This window comes from Ruixingdingia sedimenti, assembly GCF_031432425.1.
Classification (GTDB): Bacteria; Pseudomonadota; Alphaproteobacteria; order Rhodobacterales; family Rhodobacteraceae; genus Ruixingdingia; species Ruixingdingia sedimenti.
In genome coordinates, this window is record NZ_JAVKPH010000048.1 from 1 (window position 1) to 17,702 (window position 17,702).

At 69.9% G+C, this 17,702-nt stretch carries 15 protein-coding genes; 11 read left to right on the top strand and 4 right to left on the bottom strand.

Going from position 1 to position 17,702, the window contains the following annotated elements; genetic code table 11:
• Positions 1–166: 166 nt before the first annotated feature.
• A complete protein-coding gene (locus RGD00_RS21225; RefSeq protein WP_310459243.1) occupies positions 167–1,063 on the bottom strand; it encodes a LysR family transcriptional regulator in 897 nt (298 codons plus the stop codon).
• A 91-nt stretch (positions 1,064–1,154) separates the two neighbouring features.
• Between RGD00_RS21225 and RGD00_RS21230 the strand changes: the two genes are divergently transcribed.
• Positions 1,155–2,057: an alpha/beta hydrolase gene (locus RGD00_RS21230; RefSeq protein WP_310459244.1), complete on the top strand. Its 903-nt coding sequence runs from the start codon at positions 1,155–1,157 to the stop codon at positions 2,055–2,057.
• 152 nt (positions 2,058–2,209) lie between these two features.
• Here the strand turns inward: RGD00_RS21230 and RGD00_RS21235 are convergent, their stop codons facing one another.
• Positions 2,210–2,578 (bottom strand): EthD domain-containing protein, encoded by a 369-nt coding sequence (locus tag RGD00_RS21235; protein ID WP_310459245.1) that lies wholly within the window; start codon positions 2,576–2,578, stop codon positions 2,210–2,212.
• 143 nt (positions 2,579–2,721) lie between these two features.
• Here RGD00_RS21235 and gpmI point away from each other — a divergent pair, with 143 nt between their 5' ends.
• The 4 genes from gpmI to RGD00_RS21255 are packed head-to-tail and all read left to right on the top strand — an operon-like array spanning position 2,722 to position 7,185.
• Positions 2,722–4,242: a 2,3-bisphosphoglycerate-independent phosphoglycerate mutase gene (gpmI, locus tag RGD00_RS21240; RefSeq protein ID WP_310459246.1), complete on the top strand. Its 1,521-nt coding sequence runs from the start codon at positions 2,722–2,724 to the stop codon at positions 4,240–4,242.
• Positions 4,239–5,363, top strand: coding sequence for a murein hydrolase activator EnvC family protein (locus RGD00_RS21245; protein ID WP_310459247.1), 1,125 nt, complete (start codon positions 4,239–4,241; stop codon positions 5,361–5,363). Before gpmI ends, RGD00_RS21245 begins: the two co-directional genes overlap by 4 nt.
• A gap of 9 nt (positions 5,364–5,372) precedes the next feature.
• Complete coding sequence (locus tag RGD00_RS21250; RefSeq protein WP_310459248.1) at positions 5,373–6,713, top strand: S41 family peptidase; 1,341 nt, start codon at positions 5,373–5,375, stop codon at positions 6,711–6,713.
• A 1-nt stretch (position 6,714) separates the two neighbouring features.
• Positions 6,715–7,185, top strand: a complete 471-nt coding sequence (locus RGD00_RS21255; protein ID WP_310459249.1) for an RNA pyrophosphohydrolase — start codon at positions 6,715–6,717, stop codon at positions 7,183–7,185.
• A gap of 47 nt (positions 7,186–7,232) precedes the next feature.
• Here the strand turns inward: RGD00_RS21255 and RGD00_RS21260 are convergent, their stop codons facing one another.
• Together RGD00_RS21260 and ctaA are read right to left on the bottom strand one after the other, a co-directional pair.
• On the bottom strand, positions 7,233–8,711 hold the full coding sequence (locus tag RGD00_RS21260) for a carboxypeptidase M32 (protein WP_310459250.1): 1,479 nt from the start codon (positions 8,709–8,711) through the stop codon (positions 7,233–7,235).
• A complete protein-coding gene (ctaA, locus tag RGD00_RS21265; RefSeq protein ID WP_310459251.1) occupies positions 8,708–9,865 on the bottom strand; it encodes a heme A synthase in 1,158 nt (385 codons plus the stop codon). Before ctaA ends, RGD00_RS21260 begins: the two co-directional genes overlap by 4 nt.
• A 321-nt stretch (positions 9,866–10,186) precedes the next feature.
• Here ctaA and RGD00_RS21270 point away from each other — a divergent pair, with 321 nt between their 5' ends.
• The 6 genes from RGD00_RS21270 (at position 10,187) to RGD00_RS21295 (ending at position 17,638) form a co-directional block, all read left to right on the top strand.
• Entirely contained in the window at positions 10,187–12,751 is a 2,565-nt protein-coding gene (locus tag RGD00_RS21270) for a putative PEP-binding protein (RefSeq protein ID WP_425603444.1), read from the top strand.
• A gap of 172 nt (positions 12,752–12,923) precedes the next feature.
• On the top strand, positions 12,924–13,625 hold the full coding sequence (locus RGD00_RS21275) for a cell wall hydrolase (protein WP_310459253.1): 702 nt from the start codon (positions 12,924–12,926) through the stop codon (positions 13,623–13,625).
• An 89-nt stretch (positions 13,626–13,714) separates the two neighbouring features.
• On the top strand, positions 13,715–14,653 hold the full coding sequence (locus RGD00_RS21280) for a dihydroneopterin aldolase (RefSeq protein ID WP_310459254.1): 939 nt from the start codon (positions 13,715–13,717) through the stop codon (positions 14,651–14,653).
• 90 nt (positions 14,654–14,743) lie between these two features.
• Positions 14,744–15,760 carry a dihydropteroate synthase gene (folP, locus tag RGD00_RS21285; RefSeq protein WP_310459255.1) on the top strand — a complete coding sequence of 339 codons (1,017 nt, stop codon included), beginning with the start codon at positions 14,744–14,746 and terminating at the stop codon, positions 15,758–15,760.
• A complete protein-coding gene (glmM, locus tag RGD00_RS21290) occupies positions 15,757–17,100 on the top strand; it encodes a phosphoglucosamine mutase (protein ID WP_310459256.1) in 1,344 nt (447 codons plus the stop codon). Before folP ends, glmM begins: the two co-directional genes overlap by 4 nt.
• Before the next feature lies 1 nt (position 17,101).
• Entirely contained in the window at positions 17,102–17,638 is a 537-nt protein-coding gene (locus tag RGD00_RS21295; protein WP_310459257.1) for an HNH endonuclease, read from the top strand.
• Positions 17,639–17,702: the final 64 nt, after the last annotated feature.

Genomic DNA, 17,702 nt, shown 5'->3' on the forward strand with positions numbered 1-17,702 from the left:
CCAGCGCCCGCCCCGCCCATGGCGGGCGCTTCTCGCCCGCCGGGGCAGGCGCTGGCCTTTCCGGTATTCCCGGCATCTCCGTCCCTATTGGCACCGCCGCGCGAACGGGCGGGGGAAACGCAGTGCGTTTCCTTTTCCCGCCCGGCCCGGCGGCGTTGCTGCCCCCCTACCCGCGATAGCGCAACGCCTCGACCAGCAGCGCGAAGGCGGGCGAGGCGTGGCGGCGGTTGGGGTAATAGAGGTGATAGCCCTCGAACGTCTGGCGCCAGTCGGCCAGCACCTCGACCAGCCTTCCCGCGTCCAGATGCGGCGCGACGAGCGCCTGCGGCACATAGGCCAGCCCGAACCCCGCCAGCGCCGCCTCCAGCACCACCGACAGGCTGTTGAACACCAGTTGCCCCTGCACCCGCACCCGCTGTTTCCGCCCGCCCTTGCAGAAGGTCCAGGCGAAGAAGCCGCCATGCGTGGGCAGCCGCAGGTTGATGCAGGACTGCGCCGTCAGGTCCTGCGGCGCGCGCGGGCGGGGGTGGCGGGCGAACCAGGCAGGCGCCCCGACCACGGCCATGCCGATGTCGGGCCCGATCGGCACCGCGATCATGTCCTGCGACACCAGCCGCCCGCGCCGCACCCCGGCGTCATAGCGTTCGCTGACGATATCGGTCAGGCCGTAATCGGTGGTCAGTTCGACATGGATATCCGGGTAATCCGTCAGGAACCGCGCCAGCGCGGGCCACAGCACATGCTGCACCGCGAATTCGTCGGCAGAGATGCGCACCGTCCCCGCCGGCCTTTCCCTCAGTTCCGTCAGCCGCACCAGCCCCTCGTCGATTTCCCGCAGCGCCGGGGCGACCAGCGCCAGCAGACGCTCGCCCGCCTCGGTCGGCGCCACGCTGCGGGTGGTGCGCGCCAGAAGCCGCAGGCCCAGCCGCGCCTCCAGCCCCCGGATGGTCTGGCTCAGCGCCGATTGCGACACGCCGAGCCGCGCGGCGGCGCGGGTGAAGCTGCCTTCCCCGGCCACCAGCACGAAGGCGTTCAGGTCTTTCAGGTTCTCGCCGGCATTCATAAGACCACCTTATCACCGCATGCGCATTCCACCATCTAATCGGAATGATCGCCGCACGCTACCTTGCTGCACATCAGCCAAGGAGAGTGACATGAAACCCGTGACCTTCAGGAACCGCACCTGGGACGTGGCCGCGAACCTCCACCTGCCCGCGGACTTCGACCCCGCCCAGACCTATGCCGCCCTCGTCTGCGTCCACCCCGGCAGCAGCTGCAAGGGCCAGACCGCCGGGATCTATGCCGAAAGGCTGGCCGCAGAGGGCTTCGTCGCCATCGCCTTCGACGCCTCGTTCCAGGGCGAAAGCGGCGGCGAGCCGCGCTATGTCGAGGATCCCGCCACCCGGGTCGAGGATGTCCGCTGCGCCGTCGACTACCTGATGACCCTGCCCTACGTGGACGAGGCCCGCATCGGCGTGCTGGGGGTCTGCGCCGGGGGCGGCTATGCGGTGAACGCGGCGATGACCGAACACCGCATCCGCGCCGTCGGCACGGTGGTGGCGGCGAATATCGGGCGGCTCTACCGTTCCTACGGCGCGGCGGCGATGCTCGACAACATCGGCAAGCAGCGCACCGCCGAGGCCCGCGGCGCGACCCCGCTGATCACCACCTGGATCCCCGACAGCGTGGAGGACCGCAAGGCAGCCGGGGTCGAGGATGTCGATCTGGTCGAGGCGGTGGACTATTACCGCACCCCGCGCGGCCGGAACCCCTGCGCGCCGAACCGCCTGCGCTTCACCAGCCTTGCCAATGTGCTGGCCTTCGACGCCTTCCACCTGGTCGAGGACCTGCTGGTCCAGCCGATCCAGATCGTCACCGGCGATGTGCCGGGCGCTTTCGGCTCGATGCAGGAGGGCCGGGATCTTTACGACCGGGTGAAGGGCGAAAAGGACCTGTTCGTGATCCCGGGGGCGACGCATTACGACCTCTACGACCGCCCCGAACCCGTCGCCCGCGCGGTGGGACGGCTGGCGACCTTCTACCGCAAGCACCTGTGACACAAACGAAAACGCCGCGCCCGGTTCCCCGGGGCGCGGTGCCTGCCTTCACTTTCTGTCCATAAATATCCCGGGGGCGCCGGATGGTGCGCCACTGGTTCGAGAACCAGCCGGCGCGGGGCTGGCCCCCGGCACCGCCCTATCCGCCCGCGTCAGCGCGCAAACAGGGGCGGCGCGCCGCCCACCTGATAGACTTGGCTGTCGTAGGCGGCGAAGTTCGAATTCTCCAGATCCAGGAATTCCGCCATCATCGGCTTGAGATGCGTCTTGGCGTAGTCCGTCGCGTGCAGGGCCTTGCGGTCCTCGGCGCTGTCGAACCAGCTTTCGGAAAAGCCGTCATAGCCCACGAACTGGGTGGGGAAATCGGTCTGCGGCACCAGCCGGTGCTGGACATAGCGGCGCAGATAGCGCGTGACCTCGGGGTGATTGTAGAGCGGCCCGTAGACTTCCGACCAGATGCGGCAGAATTCCTCGTGGCTCAGCCCCGGCTTGCGCTTGTAAAAGCCCAGTGTGATCAGCATGCGCGCCTCCTGACGGTGATATGCGCCCTGCCTAGCGGGGCGCGGCGGGGCTGTCCGTCCCGCTTGCAGGGGACGGCGAAAGGGCCGTTGCCCCTGCGCCCCGCCTTGCATAGATAAGGCCAGACGCAGCGCCGGAGTCCCCCATGCCCACCCCGAAACCCGTGGTCCTGTGCATTCTCGACGGCTGGGGCCTGTCGCCCGACACGCGGGCGAATGCCCCCGCGCTGGCGCATACCCCGGTGTTCGACGCGGTGATGGCGGAATGCCCGCATGCGACCCTGACCACCCACGGCCCCGATGTGGGCCTGCCCACCGGGCAGATGGGCAATTCCGAGGTCGGCCACACCAATATCGGCGCGGGGCGCGTGGTGGCGATGGATCTGGGCCAGATCGACCTTGCCATCGAGGACGGCAGCTTTGCCGCCAACCCCCGCCTGCTGGCCTTCGTCGACCGGCTGAAGGCAACCGGGGGCACCGCGCATCTGATGGGCGTGGTGTCGGATGGCGGGGTGCACGGCCATATCGCCCATGTGCTGGCCGCCGCGCGGGCGGTGGCGGGGGCGGGCGTGCCGGTGGTGATCCATGCCGTGACCGACGGGCGCGACGTCGCCCCCACTTCGGCCACCAGTTTCATCCCCGAACTGGCGGCGGGCCTGCCAGAAGGCGCGCGGGTGGGCACCGTGGTAGGCCGCTACTGGGCGATGGATCGCGACAACCGGTGGGAACGGGTCCAGCGCGCCTATGACGCCATGGTCCGCGCCATCGGCGAAACCGCGGCCAGCCCCGCCTATGCCGTCGCCGCCGCCACCGTGCGGGGGGAAACGGATGAATTCATCGCCCCCACCGTCATCGCGGGCTACACCGGGGCAAGGGACGGCGACGGTTTCTTCTGCCTCAACTTCCGCGCCGACCGCGCGCGGGAAATCCTGTCGGCCATCGGCGATCCCGGCTTTGCCGCCTTCGACACCGGCCCCCGCCCGGAATGGGCCGCCCTTCTGGGCATGGTCGACTATTCCGCCGACCACGACCGTTTCATGACCGCGGTCTTTCCGAAACAGACCATCACGAACACGCTCGGCGCCTGGGTCGCGGGGCACGGGCTGCGGCAGTTCCGGCTGGCCGAGACCGAGAAATACCCCCATGTCACCTTCTTCCTGAACGGCGGGAAAGAAACGCCCGAGGCAGGCGAGGACCGCTACATGGCCCCCTCGCCCAAGGTGGCGACCTATGACCTTGCCCCCGAGATGGCGGCGGACGAGGTGGCCGGCCGGTTGGTCGCGGCGATTGGCGAGGGGTACGACCTGATCGTGGTGAACTTCGCCAACCCAGACATGGTGGGCCATACCGGCAGCCTGCCCGCCGCCATCACCGCCTGCGAGGCGGTGGACCGCGGGCTCGGCCGGGCGCTGGAGGCGCTGCGGGCGGCAGGGGGCGCGATGCTGCTGACCGCCGACCACGGCAATTGCGAGGTGATGGTGGATCCCGCGACCGGCGGCCCTCATACCGCGCATACCATCAACCCGGTGCCGGTGGCGCTGATCGGCGGGCCCGCGGCCGCGCGGCTGCGCGACGGGCGGCTGGCCGATGTCGCGCCCACGCTGCTGGCGCTGATGGGCCTTCAGCAACCGGCAGAGATGACCGGGCAGAGCCTGATCACCGCATGACCCTGCGCGCGGCCATCCTGTCCCTGCTGCTGCTGGCCGCCCCCGCCGCCGCGCAGGAGGATGTGGCCACCCGCGCCCGCACGGCATCCGCCGCGCTGCAATCCGCCATCGCCGCGCTGGAATCCTCGGGCGGCGGCAAGGCAGAGGTCGGCGCGCTGACCCGCACCATCACCGCCTACGAGGAAGGGCTGTCCGCCCTGCGCGCCGCCCTGCGGCAGGTGACGGTGCGCGAGGCCGCGCTGGCGCTGCGGTTCGAGGCCAAGCGCGACCGCGTGGCGCAGTTGCTGGGCGTGCTGTCGGGGATGCAGACCGACCCGGGGCCGCTTTTGCTGCTGCATCCGGCGGGGCCTCTGGGCACCGCGCGGTCGGGGATGATGCTGACCGAGGTCACGCCCGCCCTGCAAGCCGAGGCATCGACCCTGCGCCGCGAACTGGAAGAGGTCGCCACCCTGCGCGCCTTGCAGGAAGAGGCCGTGACGACGCTCGGCCGCGGGCTCGACGCCGCTCAGGCCGCCCGCACGGCGCTGAGCCAGGCGCTTGCCGCGCGCACCCCGCCGCCGCGCCGTTTCATCGAGAACCCCGAACAGCTGGCGGCGCTGGTCGCCAATGCCGAAACGCTCGACGCCTTCGCGATCAGCCTGCCGCCCGATACCGGCGGGGCCGAGGGCATGCCCGATTTCGAAGAGGCGCAGGGCCGCCTGCCCCTGCCCGTGGTCGGCAGCGTCCTGCGCGCGGCCGGCGAGGCCGATGCCGCCGGGATCGTGCGCCCCGGCCTTGTCATCGCCACCCGGCCCCAGGCGCTGGTCACGGCGCCCTGGCCCGCGACGATCCGCTATCGCGGCCCGCTGCTCGACTACGGAAACGTGATGATACTCGAACCCGGGGCGGGGTATCTGTTGATCCTGGCGGGACTCGGCACCGTTTTCGGCGAGGTTGGCGAAGTGATCGAACAGGGCGCACCGCTCGGGCTGATGCCGGGCCGCGACCCCGGCGATCCGTCCATCGGCGAGGATCTGCGCGAGGGGGCTGGCGCGGGCGGCTCGGAAACGCTCTATATGGAACTGCGACAGGGCGCGGAGCCGGTGGACCCGGCGGCCTGGTTCATCGGGACGAAGGAATAGGACGGGACGATGAGGAAATTCGTTTTGGCCGCGCTCTGCGGCACTGTGGTGGGCGCCGCGGTCTCGACGCAGCTGGCAGGCCCGCTGCTGGCGCAGGAAAAGATGCGCGAGGCCTCGGTCTACCAGCAACTCGACCTGTTCGGCGACATCTTCGAACGCATCCGCGCCCAGTATGTCGAAGAGGTGAAACCCGCCGACCTGATCGAGGCGGCGATCAACGGCATGCTCACCTCGCTCGACCCGCATTCGCGTTATCTGCCGCCCAAGGATTTCAGCGACGTGCAGACCACGACGCGGGGCGAATTCAGCGGCCTCGGGATCGAGGTCACGCAGGAAGAGGGCTTCGTCAAGGTCATCTCGCCCATCGAGGGCACCCCGGCCGACGCCGCGGGGATCGAGGCGGGCGACTTCATCACCCATGTGAACGGCGAATCGGTGGCGGGCCTGACGCTCGACCAGGCGGTCGAGATGATGCGCGGCCCCGTGGGGTCCGAAGTCATCATCACCGTGGTGCGCAAGGGCGTCGACAACCCCTTCGACGTGTCCATCATCCGCGAGACGATCAAGACCGTCGCCGCCCGCGTGCGGATGGAGGGCGAGGCCGTCGTCATCCGCGCCACCCAGTTCACCGACCAGACCTGGCCCAATATCGAGACCGGCCTCAAGAAAGTCGTGGACGAGGCCGGCGGATGGGAAAACATCGGCGGCGTCATCCTCGACCTGCGCAACAACCCCGGCGGCAAGGTCGAGGCCGCGGTGGCGGTCGCCGACGCCTTCCTGGAAGGCGGGGAAATCACCACCCTGCGCGGCCGTACCCCGCAGCAGACCGAACGCCACATGGCCACCCCCGGCGACGTGACCGGCGGCAAGCCGATGGTGGTGCTGATCAACAGCGGTTCCGCCTCGGCCTCTGAAATCGTGTCGGGCGCGTTGCAGGATCACCGCCGCGCGATCATCGTGGGCACCCGCAGCTTCGGCAAGGGCACGGCGCAAAGCATCATCCAGCTGCGCGGCGACGGCGCGATGCAGCTGACCACGGCGCGGTATTACCTGCCCTCGGGCCGGTCGATCCAGGCGCTCGGCGTGGCGCCCGACATCGTGGTCCAGCAGCCCCCCCGCCGCCCGCAGACGGAAGAACCCGCCGACGAAACCGCAGCGGCCATCCGCGAACGGTCCGAGGCGGCGCTGCGCGGCAGCCTGACCAACGATTCGATGACCGAGGACGAAAAGCGCCTGCTGGAAGAAGAAACCGCTCGCGCCGAAGCCGCCGCCCGCCTGCGCGAAGAGGATTACCAGCTGGCCTATGCGGTGGACATCCTGCGCGGCCTTGGCGCCATCGCGCAGAAATAGGATGGAAAACCGGCCCTACCGCCCCTGCGTGGGCGTGATGCTGATCGACCCCCGCGGGCTGGTGTTCGCCGGCCAGCGGATCGATTCCGATGCCCCCGCATGGCAGATGCCGCAAGGGGGCATCGACGCGGGCGAAAAACCCCGCGCCGCCGCCCTGCGCGAATTGCACGAGGAAACCGGGGTCACGCCGGATCTGGTGGAATTCGTCGCCAGGACCCCCGACTGGCTGACCTACGACCTGCCGCCGGAACTGATGGGCAAGGTCTGGGGCGGGCGCTACCGCGGGCAAAAGCAACGCTGGTATCTGTTCCGCTTCCTGGGCCGGGACGACCAGATCCGCATCGAGACCGAACATCCCGAATTCGCGCAATGGCGCTGGATCGGGGCGGACGAGATGCTGGACGCCATCGTCCCCTTCAAGCGCGACGTCTATGCCCGCGTGATCACCGCCTTCCGCGACCATCTGGCCTGAGCCAAGCCCCCGACCATGGCCCGGGCGGCGCGGCGCGGGGCGGGCGCTCACAGCCCGTAAAGCGCGCCGAACTTCGCCTCCAGATAGTCCAGCAGCGGGCCTTCGGTCGGCGCCGCGCCGCCGCAGGCGCGAGCGATGGTTTCCGCCGGCAGGTAGCGGCTGCCGTGGCGTTGCAGGCGGTCGGCCAGCCAGCGCGTCGCGGGCGACGGGTCGCCCGCCGCCAGCGCGGCATCCAGATCCGGCACATCCCGGCGCAGCGCCGCATGCAGGCAACCGGCATAGACATTGCCGAGCGTATAGGTGGGGAAATAGCCGAACAGCCCCACCGACCAGTGCACATCCTGCAACACCCCGTGGCTGGGCCTGTCCACCGCCACGCCGAAATCGGCGGCGAAACGGTCGTTCCACGCGGCTTCCAGATCGCCGGGCATCAGATCGCCCGCGATCAGCGCGCGTTCCAGATCAAAGCGCAGCATGATGTGCAGGTTATAATGCACCTCGTCCGCCTCGGTACGGATATGGCCCGCGCGCACCCGGTTGACGGCGGCGTAGAAGGCATCGGCATCGCCCGGCCGCATGCCCGGAAAGGCCGCCTGCATCCGCCCGAACAGCCAGCCGGTAAAGGCGCGCGACCGGCCGAGCTGGTTTTCATAGATCCGGCTCTGGCTTTCATGCACGCCCATCGAGGCCCCCGCACCCGCCGGGGTCAGGGCGAAGGCCGGGTCCACCTGCTGTTCATAGGTCGCATGGCCAACCTCGTGGATGGTGGAATAGAAGCAGTTGAAGGGGTCTGCCTCGTCCACCCGCGTGGTGATGCGCACGTCATGGGCGGCGCCGGACGAAAACGGATGCACCGCAAGATCCAGCCGCCCCCGCCCCCAGTCATAGCCGAAACCGGTTGCCAGATCGCGCGCGATGGCCATCTGCGCGGCGGCGGGGAAATGCCCCTCCAGCGCGGCGGGCGCGGGCCTGCCCAGGATGCGTTCGCGCAGCGACACCAGCCGCGGGCGCATGCGGGCGAACATCGCGCCGATGCCTTCCGCACTCGCCCCCGGTTCGTAGTCGTCCAGCACCGCGTCATAAAGACTGCGCCCCGTGCCCTCGGCCAGCGCCGCGGCCTCTTCGCGCCTCAGGGCGATCACCTGCGCCAGAACCGGCAGGAAATGCGCCACGTCATCGCGCGCCCGTGCCTCGGCCCAGATGCCCTGCGCAAGGCTGGTGGTGCGCGCCAGATCCTGCGCCAGTCGCGCGGGCACCCTGGCCGCGCGCGCATGCGCCCGGGCGATCAGGCGCAGTTGCGCCGCCGCCGCATCGTCGGCGGGCACCGCCGCCGCCAGCCATTCACCCATCCGCGGATCGGTGCGCCGCGCATGCAGCACGCCTTCCAGCGCCGCCATTTCCTCTGCCCGCTGTCCGGCGGCCCCGCGCGGCATCATGGTTTCCTGGTCCCAGCCGAGACGGCCCGCGACCTGCGCCAGCGCCTCCGTCTCGCGCTGGAAGGCCATCAGGGTGTCATAGGCGCTCATGCCGTGCCCGCCCGGATCGACCCGGCACGGGGATATTGCGCCAGATGCCGCGCACGGATGATCAGCACCCAGACCACGACCGCACCCAGCTGATGCGTCAGCGCCGTGTGCAGTTGCGCCGCCGTCAGCACCGTGGCGATGCCCAGAACCACCTGCCCGAACAGGAGCACCATCATCCAGTCGAAGGCCCGCCGCGTCGCCAGATGCGCCGACCGCCGCCCGCGCAGCCAGGCCACGATGCCGAAGGCGAACAGCAGGTATCCCGCCATCCGGTGGATGAACTGCACCATCCCGGGGTTCTCGAAGAACGCCCGCCAGACCGCCCCGCCATCGGGGATATAAAGCGCGTTCGACGGGAAGAACTCGCCATTCATGTCGGGCCAGGTGGGAAAGGCGCGGCCCGCGTCGATGCCCGCGACCAGCGCGCCCAGAAGAATTTGCAGGAAGGCGAAATGCATCAGCCCCGTGGACATCGAGAACAGCTTGGCCTCGCGCCCCCGGCGGGCCTGCATCAGTTGCGTTTCCGACCGGCCGAGCGAAAAGACATACCAGGCGATCAGCCCGAGGATGACGAAGGCAAGCCCCAGATGCGCCGCCAGCCGGTAGGAGGCGACGGCCGTCATCTGCCCGCTGAGGCCCGAGGCCACCATCCACCAGCCGATGGCGCCTTGCAGCCCCCCCAGAACGCCGATGCCGAACAGCCGCCCCGTCCAGCCCGTGGGGATCTTGCGCGCCAGCAGAAAGCCGAGGAAACCCACGGCCCAGACGAGCCCGATCAGCCGCCCCAGCTGCCGGTGGCCCCATTCCCACCAGTAGATGAACTTGAACTCCGCAAGGCTCATGCCCTTGTTGACCAGCTGGTATTGCGGGATCTGGCGGTACTTGTCGAATTCCGCCTGCCAGTCGGTGTCCGTCATCGGCGGCAGCGCACCGGTGACAGGGCGCCATTCGGTGATCGACAGGCCCGAATCCGTCAGCCGCGTGGCGCCGCCCACGAGGATCATCGCCACCACCAGCACGAACAGCACCGCCAGCCAGACCCGGATCGCGCGGCGTGCGCCGCCCGTGCCGCGGTCGATCAGCCCGCCCTGCGGGGCGGGGGGGCGGGGGGCCTTGTCGCCCACGTCCTCGAAGATGCTGCGGTTTCCGGCCATGCGCGCCTCCTGCGTTGCGGGGCGGACAGTAGGCCCTGGGCGCGCGGGCTTCAAGCCGCCCGGCCGGGTGGCCGGCGGAGAGGTCAGCGCCGGGGGCCAGCCCCGCGCCGGCTGGTTCTCGAACCAGTGGCGCACCATCCGGCGCCCCCGGGGATATTTAGGGACAGAAAATGAAGAGGGAGTCGCCGTCCCTCAAGAAGAGCCCATGGCTTCATCTTGCCCCAAATACTCCGGGGTCCGGGGCAGCGCCCCGGCGCGCCCTTCGCCCTTGCGCGGCGGCCCAAGGGGATTATGCTTGCGCCAGCAGCAAGGATCGCCGCAGTGCAGAAACACCCCGAGTTCGCCGAGCACGCCGAAGTCACCCCCGCCGCCCGCATCGCCACCGCCTCGCATGGCTGGCGGGCGAAATGTCTGCAACGGCTGATCCGCCTCGACCTGCCGGTGCCGCGCACGGTGGCGCTGCCCTTTGCCGCCGTGCGCGCGATCGCCGCGGGGCACCGGCCCGATGCGGCGGCGATCCTTGCCGCCTTCGGGCCCGGCCCTCTGGTGTCGATCCGGCCGAGCCCGGAAAACCCCGACTGGGGCGGGCCGGGGACGATGCTCAACATCGGGCTGAACGACGAACGCCACCGGCAGCTGGCCGAAACCCACGGCCAGGCGGCGGCGGATGCGCTCTATCTGCGGTTCGTGCAGGCCTATGCGATCCATGTCGCGCGGCTCGACCCCGACATGTTCGACGGCACCGAGCCTTCGGCCGAGGCCCTGCGCGCCGCCCTGCGCGCCTATGAACAGGAAACCGACGAGCCCTTCCCGCAGGACCCCGCGCTGCAACTGACGCAGGCGCTGCGGTCCATGGCGCGGGCATGGGAGGGCACGACCGCCCGCCTGCTGCGGCAGGCCAAGGGCGCGCCCGCGGATGCGGGGTTGGGGCTGATCGTGCAGGCGATGGCGCTTGGCATGGGTCTGGGGGTGTCGGGGTCGGGGGTCATCCAGTTCGTCGATCCGGTGACGGGCACGCGGCAGATCACCGGGCGGTATCTGTCCCAAAGCCTCGGGCGCGACGCGCTCGACAAGGGGCCCGACACGCTCTACCTCACCCGCGACCCGCGCGGGCCCTCGCTGGAGGAACACGCGCCCGGCCTGTTCGCCGATCTGCTGCGCTATGGCGCCGCCTGCCGCAGCCGGCTGCGCGAGGAAATGCAGATCGAGTTCACCATCGAGAACGGCGCGCTGTCGGTGCTGGATGCGGTGCGCGTCCCCCGGTCCTCGCGCGCGGGGCTCAAGGTCGCGGTGGCGCTGGCCGAGGATGGCGTCATCGGCCGGGACGAGGCGGTGCTGCGGGTAGAGCCGCGCGCGCTGTCGGAACTGCTGCACCCGCAGGTGGACCCGCGCGGCGGGCGCGACGTGCTGGTCACGGGCATCGCCGCCAGCCCCGGCGCGGCGGTGGGGCGGATCACCTTTTCGTCCGCCGGGGCGCAGGCCAGCGCCGCGCGGGGCGAGCCCTGCATCCTCGTGCGCCGCGAAACCGCGCCCGAGGACATCCGCGGCATGCATGCCGCCGCCGGCGTGCTGACCGAACGCGGCGGCATGACCAGCCATGCGGCGGTGATCGCGCGCGGCCTCGGCCTGCCCTGCGTCGTGGGCGCGGCGGGGCTGCGGTTCGACCCGCGCGACCGCTGCCTGATCGCGCATGACGGGCGCAAGTTCCGCGAGGGCGACATCATCACGCTGGACGGCACCGCGGGCGCCGTGCTGGCGGGCGAGGCGGCGATGCTGGCCCCCGCGCTCGACGGCGATTTCCGCAAGCTTCTGTCCTGGGCCGACGAATTCCGCGACATCGGCGTGCGCGCCAATGCCGACACGCCCGCCGATGCCGAAACCGCGCGCGACTTTTCGGCCGAGGGGATCGGGCTCTGCCGGACGGAACACATGTTCTTCGAAACCGACCGGCTGATCGTCATGCGCGAGATGATCTTTGCCGGGTCCGCCACCGACCGGGCCGCCGCGCTGGACCGTCTGTTGCCGATGCAGCGCGCGGATTTCATCCACCTGTTCGACATCATGGCGGGCCGTCCGGTCTGCATCCGCCTGTTCGACCCGCCGCTGCACGAATTCCTGCCCCACACGCGCGAGGGGCTGCGCGAACTGGCCGAGGCGCTGGACCGCCCGCTGTCGGAAATCACCCGCCGGGCCGAGGCGCTGGCCGAGTTCAACCCGATGCTGGGCATGCGCGGCGTGCGGCTTGGCGTGGTGCTGCCGGAAATCTACGAGATGCAGGCCCGCGCGATCTTCGAGGCGACGATCGCCGTGGGCCGCCGGGGCGTGATCGTGGTGCCGGAAATCATGATCCCGCTGGTATCGGCCGTGCGCGAGGTGGAACTGATCAAGACCCGGATCGATTCCATCGCCGCGCAGGTGCGCACCAAACGCGGGGCGGATTTCGCCTACCGGTTGGGCGTGATGGTCGAAACCCCGCGCGCGGCGCTGCGGGCGGGGGACATCGCGCAGCATGTGGCTTTCCTGTCCTTCGGCACCAACGACCTGACGCAGATGACCTACGGCCTGTCGCGCGACGATGCGGGGCGGTTCATGTCGGCCTATGTCAGCCAGGGCGTATTCCCCGAGGATCCGTTCCACATGCTCGACGTGGACGGGGTGGGGGAGCTTTTGCTGATCGGCGCGGAACGCGGGCGGGGGGCGCGGCCGGACCTGACGCTGTCGATCTGCGGCGAACATGGCGGCAACCCCGAATCAATCGCCTTCTGCCGGCGCGCGGGATTCGATTACGTGTCCTGTTCACCTTATCGTGTACCGCTGGCACGGCTGGCGGCGGCGCATCTGGCGCTGCGCGATCGGCTCGGGGACACCGCCAAGGAAACGTCCTGATTTCAACAGGATAGAAAAAATTCTGCGGCGGCGGGCGGGCGCGGCGACGGCCTTACCGCCAAAAAACTGTCATAAAAGTGGACGGAAATCGGTTTTTTCGCTATGCGGTCTGCCTTGTCGGCGGGCTGAACGCGCCTTGCCGGCATGTCGGAACGGAACCGGGAACCGAAATATGCGCATGCCACGATTGCTGGTGCAGGGCATCCTGATGCTGTGCATCCTGTCCGGGGCGGCACTTGCCGAGGTGACGGTCAGCCAGTCCAACGACCCGCAGGCGCTGGCGGGCGGGCGGCTGGCGGAACTGCTGAATGCCGAACGCGCCGCCCTGCGCGGTGTCGCGCCGGAACGCATCCTGCTGGCCAGCGCGGCCCCGCCCGCCGCCGGCGCGGCATTGGCCGAGGCCATGACCGCGCGGCCCAGACTGCACGCCGCGGCCCTGCGCTATGATCCGGCCTGGCTCGACGGCCTGCCCAAGGCCAGCGGCGGGCCGGAATGGCACTGCCTGGCGCAGGCGCTCTACTTCGAGGCGCGCGGGGAAAGCCTGCGGGGCCAGTTCGCGGTGGCAGAGGTGGTGCTGAACCGCGTCGATGCCCCCAGCTACCCCGACAGCATCTGCGGCGTGGTCAACCAGGGGTCGTCCCGCAGTTGCCAGTTCAGCTTTGCCTGCGATGGCCGGCCAGAGGTCATCGCCGAACGCCACGCCTGGGAACGCGCGGGCAAGATCGCGCGGCTGATGCTGGACGGCGGCGCGCGGGCGCTGACCGGGGGGGCCACGCATTTCCACACCCGCGCCGTCAATCCCGGCTGGTCGCGGTCCTTCGCCCGCACGGCAGAGATCGGAACGCATCTGTTCTATCGCAAGCCTTCGGAGTAAGGATCGCCATCCGGTCCCGGTTGCGCGGGGGCCGGCACGCCCGTCACGATGCCGGGCCATGATCGCCCCGCGCAACGACGGAACAGCCCATGCCGACCGACATCCACCTTGCCTTCGCCCATCCCGAGGAACGGGCAGAGGCCACCGCCCCCGCCGACCCGCGCGACCGCATCTCGCTGCGCGATCATGTGGTCGAGGCGGAAATCGGCGCGTTTCAGCAGGAACGCGGCCACCGCCAGCGGCTGCGCTTCGACGTGGTGGTCGAGGTGCGCCCGCCCCCCGCGCCGCTGGACGACGATGTGGACCGCATCCTGTCCTACGACCGGATCGCCGAGGCGATCGCGGGCGAACTGGCCGCCGAACGGGTGAACCTGCTGGAAACGCTGGCCGAACGGGTGGCCGAACGGGTCCTGGCCGAACCGCAGGCGATGCGGATCTTCATCCGCATCGAAAAGCTGGACCGGGGCCCGGGGGCATTGGGGGTGGAAATCGCCCGGTCGCGGGCGGCGGCGCCGGTGCGCACGCAGGACGCCCGCGCCGATGCGCTGCACCCGCTGGTGGTGCATCTGGACAATGCCGCCATCGCCGCACCCGACCTTGCCGCGCGGCTGGATGCGTTGCAGGGCCGCGGGCTGCCGGTGGTGCTGACCGTGGGCCTGCCCGACACCCCCCGCCCCGCCAGCGCCGTGCGGCCCGCACAACGGCGCATCGACCTGCTGGCCATCGAACAGAACGCCTGGGTGCTGGCCGGCCGCGACCCGCGCTGCATCGTGGTCGCCACGCGCACGGAAATCGACTGGGCCATGCGGCACGGGCAGATGGTGGTCTGGGCGCCGTCCAAGGTCGTGCTGGATGCGGTGGACGGCCCCAAGGGCACCGATCCGCTGGCGCTGGCGCTGTGGCTCGCGGAACATCTGGCCGCCGACCGGCTGGTCGTTCACGGGCCTGCAACCGTCCCGGCAGGAAGCCGCGTACCCGTGGAACGCGCCGGGGCCGTGGGCCTTGCCAGCCCCCCGGACGCCCCCTAGGTTCTGCGGCAGGCGGTCTTTTCGGCTGTTCGCGTATCAAGTTGCCCCGGAAGGACCGCCGATGACCGGCCCCACCCCGCTGCCCGCTGCATGAGCTATTGGCGCCCCATCCCCATGACCGACCCGGCCCGCCCCGCGGCCGCGCTGCCGCTGGCGGGGGGATGGTGCTGGTTCGACCGGGTGGAACACCTGCAACGCGGCAAGCCGCCCGAGATCCTGCCCGCCGCCGCCCTGCCCCCGGACGTGGCCGCACGGCTGACCGCGCCCCGCACCCCGCTGGCGGGGCTGGCGCTGGACCGGCCGGTGGTGATGGGCATCCTGAACACCACGCCCGACAGCTTTTCCGACGGCGGCCGCTTTGCCGCACCCGGCGCCGCGCTGGCCCATGCGCGGGCGATGGCGGCGGCGGGGGCCGACATGCTGGACATCGGCGGCGAATCCACCCGCCCCGGCGCCCCCCCGGTGCCCGAGGATGAGGAAACCGCCCGCACCGCCCCCCTGATCGCCGCCCTGCGCGCCGGCGGGCTGCGCCTGCCCGTTTCCATCGACACGCGCAAGGCCGCCGTGGGCCGGGCGGCGCTGGCGGCGGGGGCGGATATGCTCAACGATGTGTCCGCCCTGTCGCATGACCCCGGCATGGGGCGCCTTGCGGCGGAAAGCGGCACACCGATCTGCCTGATGCATGCGCAGGGCACGCCGGAGACGATGCAGGACGATCCGCGCTATGACGATGTGCTGCTGGATGTCTACGACATGCTGGCCGCCCGCGTCGCGCAGGCGGAAGCCGCCGGCATTCCCCGCGCGCGGATCGTGGTGGACCCCGGCATCGGTTTCGGCAAGACGGTGGCGCACAACCTCGCCCTGATCCGGCGGTTGTCGCTGTACCACGCGCTCGGCTGTCCGGTCCTTCTGGGCACCTCGCGCAAGCGGTTCATCGGCACCGTCGCGGGCGTGGCCGATCCCCCGGCGCGGGTGCCGGGATCCATCGCCACGGCGCTGGCCGGGGTGGCGCAGGGGGCGCAGATCCTGCGCGTGCATGACGTGGCCGAAACACGCCAGGCGCTGGCGCTGTGGCAGGCAGTGAACGAAGGGGATACCGGCGCATGAGCCGCAAGCTGTTCGGAACCGACGGGGTGCGCGGCACCGCCAACACCCATCCGATGACCGCCGAAATGGCGCTGCGCCTCGGCGCCGCCGCCGGGCGCTATTTCCGGCGCGAGGGGCAGAACCAGCACCGCGTCGTCATCGGCAAGGACACGCGGCTGTCGGGCTACATGCTGGAAAACGCGCTGACGGCGGGGCTGACCTCGACGGGGATGAACGTGCTGCTGTTGGGCCCGGTGCCGACGCCTGCGGTGGGGTTCCTGACGCGATCCATGCGCGCGGACCTGGGCGTGATGATTTCCGCCAGCCACAACCCGTCCGAAGACAACGGCATCAAGTTCTTCGGCCCCGACGGTTTCAAACTGTCTGACGAGGCCGAGGCGGAAATCGAGGCGATCCTTGCTGGCGAGGCCGCCCTTGTCCCCCCGCGCGACATCGGCCGCGCGAAACGGATCGAGGACGGCCGCGGCCGCTATGTCGAATATGCCAAGACCACTTTCCCCGGGCGCGGGCGGCTGTCGGGGCTGAAGGTGGTGATCGACTGCGCCAACGGCGCCGCCTACCGCGCCGCGCCAGAGGTGCTGTGGGAACTGGGGGCAGAGGTGATCCCCGTGGGCGTGGCGCCCAACGGCTTCAACATCAACGACCGCTGCGGGTCCACCTATACCCAGACGGCGGCAGAGGCGGTGGTGGCCCATGGCGCCGATGTGGGCATCGCGCTGGATGGCGACGCGGACCGGGTGATGATCCTCGACCAGAACGGGCGCGTGGCTGATGGCGACCAGATCATGGCGCTGTTCGCCGCGCGGTGGGCGGACGAGGGGCGGCTCAACGGCGGTACGCTGGTGGCGACGGTGATGTCGAACCTCGGCCTCGAACGGTTCCTGCAAGGCCGCGGCCTGCGGCTGGAACGCACGCCCGTCGGCGACCGCTATGTGGTCGAGGCGATGCGGCGGGGCGGCTGGAACCTCGGCGGCGAACAGTCGGGCCATATCGTGATGACCGACTATGCCACCACCGGCGACGGGCTGATCGCGGGATTGCAGTTCCTGGCGGAAATGGCCCGCACCGGGCGGCCCGCATCGGAACTGGTGCAGACCTTCGCCCGGGTGCCGCAACTGCTCAGGAACGTGCGCTATGCCGCCGGGCAGGAACCGCTGAAATCCCCCGCCGTGCGGAAGGCGATCAACGCGGCCGAGGAACAGCTGACCGGCAAGGGCCGCCTGCTGATCCGCAAATCGGGGACGGAACCCCTGATCCGCGTCATGGCCGAATGCGAGGACGAACCTCTGCTGACCCGGGTGGTGAACGACATCGTGGGCGCGGTGAAGGCGGCGGTGTAAGATGCAGGTGTGGGAGTGGCCGGACAGCAAGTGGAAACGCCCAAAGCTGACCGTCGCGGACCATGTATATTGGTCTTACGCGTGGCTCATTGCAACGCGTATTGCGCAACGACAAGGCCAGCCTGTCGGTCATCGACGCCGGAATTACATGGCGGTCCCTAATTTCTACAAACTACTGCGTGGCGAGAAAACCCTGTCGTCTCTGGAGCGGGATCTCTTTCAGTCATTCCTCGTCAGTCCGGCCTGCATGCATTGTGGTTCCGGCCTCGAATTGACAATGGACCACCTGATCCCACGTTCTCGAGGGGGCGGTGCAGACGCCGAGAACATTGTCACATGCTGCAAACACTGCAACAGCGCGCGGGGCAACCTCGACCTGATGATCTGGTACCGTCGTCGTAGCCAGTTCCCGACGCTGGTCCTGATGCGCCAGTACCTGAAGCTTTGCCATAAGTATGCCTCCACGTTACAACTTCTGGACGTCGAGGTAGGAGAGGCGCAAAGGCGAGGGCTGCCTTTCGAGCCTAGGGCGTGTTGACAAAAGGGATTCACCGGGCGCGGTGATCGTGATTCAAGCTGGTATCTGCAATGGAGACCAGCGT

Bases quoted from the DNA above. Each gene is read 5' to 3' on its own strand.
- RGD00_RS21295 (WP_310459257.1), top strand. From the start codon at position 17,102: ATGCAGGTGTGGGAGTGGCCGGACAGCAAGTGGAAACGCCCAAAGCTG.
- ctaA (WP_310459251.1), bottom strand. From the start codon at position 9,865: ATGGCCGGAAACCGCAGCATCTTCGAGGACGTGGGCGACAAGGCCCCC.
- gpmI (WP_310459246.1), top strand. From the start codon at position 2,722: ATGCCCACCCCGAAACCCGTGGTCCTGTGCATTCTCGACGGCTGGGGC.
- RGD00_RS21250 (WP_310459248.1), top strand. From the start codon at position 5,373: ATGAGGAAATTCGTTTTGGCCGCGCTCTGCGGCACTGTGGTGGGCGCC.
- RGD00_RS21230 (WP_310459244.1), top strand. From the start codon at position 1,155: ATGAAACCCGTGACCTTCAGGAACCGCACCTGGGACGTGGCCGCGAAC.
- RGD00_RS21245 (WP_310459247.1), top strand. From the start codon at position 4,239: ATGACCCTGCGCGCGGCCATCCTGTCCCTGCTGCTGCTGGCCGCCCCC.
- RGD00_RS21235 (WP_310459245.1), bottom strand. From the start codon at position 2,578: ATGCTGATCACACTGGGCTTTTACAAGCGCAAGCCGGGGCTGAGCCAC.
- RGD00_RS21225 (WP_310459243.1), bottom strand. From the start codon at position 1,063: ATGAATGCCGGCGAGAACCTGAAAGACCTGAACGCCTTCGTGCTGGTG.
- RGD00_RS21255 (WP_310459249.1), top strand. From the start codon at position 6,715: ATGGAAAACCGGCCCTACCGCCCCTGCGTGGGCGTGATGCTGATCGAC.
- RGD00_RS21275 (WP_310459253.1), top strand. From the start codon at position 12,924: ATGCGCATGCCACGATTGCTGGTGCAGGGCATCCTGATGCTGTGCATC.
- folP (WP_310459255.1), top strand. From the start codon at position 14,744: ATGAGCTATTGGCGCCCCATCCCCATGACCGACCCGGCCCGCCCCGCG.
- RGD00_RS21260 (WP_310459250.1), bottom strand. From the start codon at position 8,711: ATGAGCGCCTATGACACCCTGATGGCCTTCCAGCGCGAGACGGAGGCG.
- glmM (WP_310459256.1), top strand. From the start codon at position 15,757: ATGAGCCGCAAGCTGTTCGGAACCGACGGGGTGCGCGGCACCGCCAAC.
- RGD00_RS21280 (WP_310459254.1), top strand. From the start codon at position 13,715: ATGCCGACCGACATCCACCTTGCCTTCGCCCATCCCGAGGAACGGGCA.